Source organism: Streptomyces sp. NPDC057654, from assembly GCF_042800135.1.
GTDB lineage: Bacteria > Actinomycetota > Actinomycetes > Streptomycetales > Streptomycetaceae > Streptomyces.
On record NZ_JBHVHQ010000007.1, the window covers coordinates 32986 to 36664 of the forward strand.

4 protein-coding genes are annotated in these 3679 nt (G+C 65.9%); 2 read left to right on the forward strand and 2 right to left on the reverse strand.

The window, feature by feature from the left end; genetic code table 11:
• Nucleotides 1-121: 121 nt before the first annotated feature.
• Both ACFU99_RS01545 and ACFU99_RS01550 read right to left on the reverse strand, forming a co-directional pair.
• The gene (locus ACFU99_RS01545) at nucleotides 122-664 is read right to left on the reverse strand and encodes an SLOG family protein (RefSeq protein WP_384384163.1); all 543 of its coding nucleotides are present in this window, start codon (nucleotides 662-664) and stop codon (nucleotides 122-124) included.
• Nucleotides 665-727: 63 nt separating this feature from the next.
• The gene (locus tag ACFU99_RS01550) at nucleotides 728-1030 is read right to left on the reverse strand and encodes a hypothetical protein (protein WP_384384166.1); all 303 of its coding nucleotides are present in this window, start codon (nucleotides 1028-1030) and stop codon (nucleotides 728-730) included.
• A 1041-nt stretch (nucleotides 1031-2071) separates the two neighbouring features.
• Between ACFU99_RS01550 and ACFU99_RS01555 the strand changes: the two genes are divergently transcribed.
• Together ACFU99_RS01555 and ACFU99_RS01560 are read left to right on the forward strand one after the other, a co-directional pair.
• Nucleotides 2072-2440, forward strand: a complete 369-nt coding sequence (locus tag ACFU99_RS01555; protein WP_384384169.1) for a hypothetical protein — start codon at nucleotides 2072-2074, stop codon at nucleotides 2438-2440.
• 881 nt (nucleotides 2441-3321) lie between these two features.
• A partial coding sequence (locus tag ACFU99_RS01560; RefSeq protein ID WP_384384172.1) for a hypothetical protein occupies nucleotides 3322-3679 on the forward strand: 358 nt, incomplete at its 3' end.

A 3679-nucleotide genomic window follows, 5' to 3' on the forward strand; every position in this document is an offset into this window, starting at 1 on the left:
CCTCCCCGCCTACGACGAGGCACACGGCATCGATCGGAGTGAGTAGCGCTGCCTCGGGCGTCCGCCTCCCCTACCCTCCCTGAAGGTCCCCGTAGCGTGCTGCGGGGACCTTCGTGTGTCATCAGAGCGTCGGGAGTGACGGATGGATCACGGTGGTCGTCTTGATCCCCGCGGTTCGTGCGCGAGCTCTGCAGTGGATGGCGCCGTGCGAGAAGTGCCCCGGCGTATGCGGCAAGAGCTGCTCCTGGCCTTGCTGCGGGCACCCGGGCTTCCGGCAGAGGTCGAGAAAGGCCGTGCACAGCACATGGGCCCCGGCCTCACGGAAGGCGTCAGCGGCATCGACCATCTCCTGGTTGCGCTGGAAGCCGGCCCGCTTCCCATGAGCCGACCAGTCGGCGGGGAAGGCGAGGATTTCAAAGCCGGCGGCCCGCCACAGGCTCTCGGTCATGGCATCGGCGCCCGCGGGGCAGTGCCCCGAGATGAGCACCGGCCGGGTGACGCTCGAAGGGCCCCAGTCGCGCCAGGCGCCGTTGAACACCGAGCACATACTCTGCTCGTCGTTCCAACTGCGGGAACCGGTGACGAGGACGACGTGTGAGAACGGTTCTGGAATCATTTCAGCAATCATTCGAGTCGCCTCTCCTGATGGCTCGGCGGTCTCCACAGCTGGAGCCGAGAGCCGCGGCCACGTTGTCCGGGCAGGTGCGGCGGCCTGTACGTCGGCGGCTCATACCGGTCGGTCAGCACCGGGTTCGATCATGACCAGGTTCTTCCTCCGGTGGAGCTCGACGCGGATCTGGTCGTCGCTGAACATCGGTATGAGGTGGACGGTGTACATCCCGTCATCGCGGGAGACGTGCACGGTGACGACCGTGCTGTTCTCGTCGTTGGTGAAGTCCACGTTGCCGATACCCCCGGCTTCACCGGAGCGCATCGCCTCCGCGACGGCTTCGCTGTCCGGTTGCCACAACTTCGGCTCGCACCGGGCTCCGGTGTCGTAGGGCGAGAGTTCGGGCTGGGACTGCGTCATGGTGGCACCTCTTCGTGGACTGGTGTGCGGATGGCGACCATCGAATGCGGGCCTCTGTGAGCTCGTGTGATCTCGATGTCCAGCGGAGCACCCGTGCCAGCTCCGCTGGCTGGCGGCCCGAAAGCTCTGGCTGCGTGAGCTGCTCCTGGACAGGTCGCGCAGCGGGCCGGCGCGCGGAACGTCACTTCTCGCCTGAGCCGGGTGCAGCAGCGCCTGGCGATCCGGCACTGCCGGAACCACTGCTGCTGTCATATCTGTGGACAATCGCAGCGGCCGGAGGCGGGGGGCGTCTCTCGAGTGCAGTGCTGGACATAGCAGGAGGGAGCATCAGCGACCGACGGACCGGTAAGCGAAGCGAACGGTGGAACTCGTTGGCCATGCCGACCGACATGTCCTCGGAACGCAGCGGAGAAGACCGCGCGGGGCGAGAGTCCGCAGGACACGTGGTATCACGTTCTCTTATGCCCTTTTCTTCTTCCTTGTCGCGGCCCTCGCTGGACCACGGCTGGAGCGTGAGTGGAAGCCTGGAACATCAGGCGAAACAGTCCGTACCCTCTTGCCCCGTACCCCTCCTCCTTTCCCGCACAGCGGGGGTACAGGGAGGGCTGTTTCCCCTGGTCATCGCGTCTTGGGGGTGTACGGCTCTGTCGACGTCCGTGATACAGCCGTACTCCCGCACTGATCCGGTTCGTCGGGCACGAACAGGGCGGGGGTACGGGTCGGTCCCTCACGGGGCGCAGTCCCGGTTCACTGCTCTGCCGCAGCAGCAGAGCCTTCGTCGCGCAGAGGATCCGTCCTCTCGCGACGCCGTCGCGCCGGCTGTGGACAACGCTTTGTTTCACCGCTCACGGGGCCGTGGCAGCCGGCCGCGCACCATCGCGCTGTACTGACTTCACCGGCTGAGACATCCCTCCCGGAAGCCTCACATGCCTCTGTGAGGCAGATCACCATGGCGCTTCCGAGATTGATTGACGTTTTCGGTGTCTGCCGGGCCTGAAGAGTGACGCTGTCACTCGATGTGGAGTCGGAGGACCCATGCCCATGCCCTGCTCAGCGACGGTGGCGCTGGAGAACGACGAGGTGCGCATCTTGAACGCATTGCCCGGAGCGGACTTCGAGGTCGATGCCGAACCGCTCGGTTGCGACTTCGGCGAGCACGGACTCGATGTGCAGCACACGGTGTGTGCGCAGATGCAGTACACCGGGAACGGAGGACTCGTGTTGTGGTGGCTGCTCTGGAACGACGGGGGCCGGCGGGAGCTGCGGATCGCGCCAGGCTGCCGGAAGGTCGTCGTCTGTGAGGCGTGTCTGCTCATCGAAGGCCACCCCGGTGCTTGTGACCAGTCGATCGGCTTCACTCGCGAGCAATTGGCGGCAGAGTTGTGGCGCCCGGACTCGGCGGCGGGGTGAGGAATCGCCGGCGTCAAGGAACAGCGGTTCCAAACTGGCGGCCCCATGTACTGCCCCGTCCGTGCGACCGCGACGGACCTGCGGCGTCCTCGCGTCGACCGCCGCACCAGCGCTGCGCCGGCACCGCACCGACAGCTCACCAGCAGCCGTGCTGATCTCGCTCCGTCGGCGGTTCACTGCCATCTCGCCACGTCCGCCGACGGGCTTCGGCGAGGGGTTGCAGCCAGGTTTCCCGGTCGCACGGGATAGCCGTGAAACGACGTCTCCCTCGTGCCTCCGAGGTGACTCATCGGTACACGAATGAGACTCGACTGGGACACGTATAAGACGCCTACTGCTACTCCAGGGTCTCTCAGAGCCCCGTGCATGTCCTCACCGTGTCTCGCGCACGCTCCATCAGGGCACCCTGACGTCGCACGCAGTGCCTTCCGAGGACTCGTTTGTGCAGGGGTGTCGGGTGGCGTCTCACAGGAGGCATAACCGAGACACCAACGGGGCCTCACCTGCACTCCGATGCGGCTCCTCACGATCAGGGTTGTGGCCGTGCGTGTCTCGCAGATGTCCCGCGTGGGCGCTCACCGCGTTGCAGGTGGGGCACATCAGCGCACGGCGCCAGTCGCTTGCACGCGGCCGCCCCAGGCGGGGGCACTGAGGTGTCTCACAGGCGTCCCTACTGGCACTCGACAAGGACTCGAATAGCGTTTCACTCGCGTATCGAATGCGACTTGCATAGGACTCGATAGGTAAACTAGAGTCGCACTTCCCATCGATTCGCCTGCAGGGAGATCGCGAAAGGCTGTGAGTCCATATGTCAAAGCCAGAGACGTCCGGCGAACGTCTGAATGACACGCAGGAACGAGCGGCCGGGCGAGGTGAGCACCATGGCAAATCAGCCGGGTGAACCTCACAAGCTCCGCTGGACCGTGCCAGCCGCCGACACCTCGGTGATCGAGTGGCTCAATGCACAGGAGGACAAGTCGCAGTCGATCCGGCTGCTCATTCGGGAATCTATTCAGCGCGACGGATACGTCGACGTCTTCTACAAGCCCGTCGAGCAGCTGCCGCGTCGTGGCCGGCCGCCATTGGAGAGCACCGAACAGCGCGAGGACGACGGGACGGTCGCCGAGCGCCGTCCGGCCGTCATGCCCGTTCAGCCGCGGCCCGCGGCCACCGGCCAGGCCGACGCCGTCGTCGAGAAGACGGCACCGGAGCCGACAGCCCGGCCCGAGCCGGTTCCCG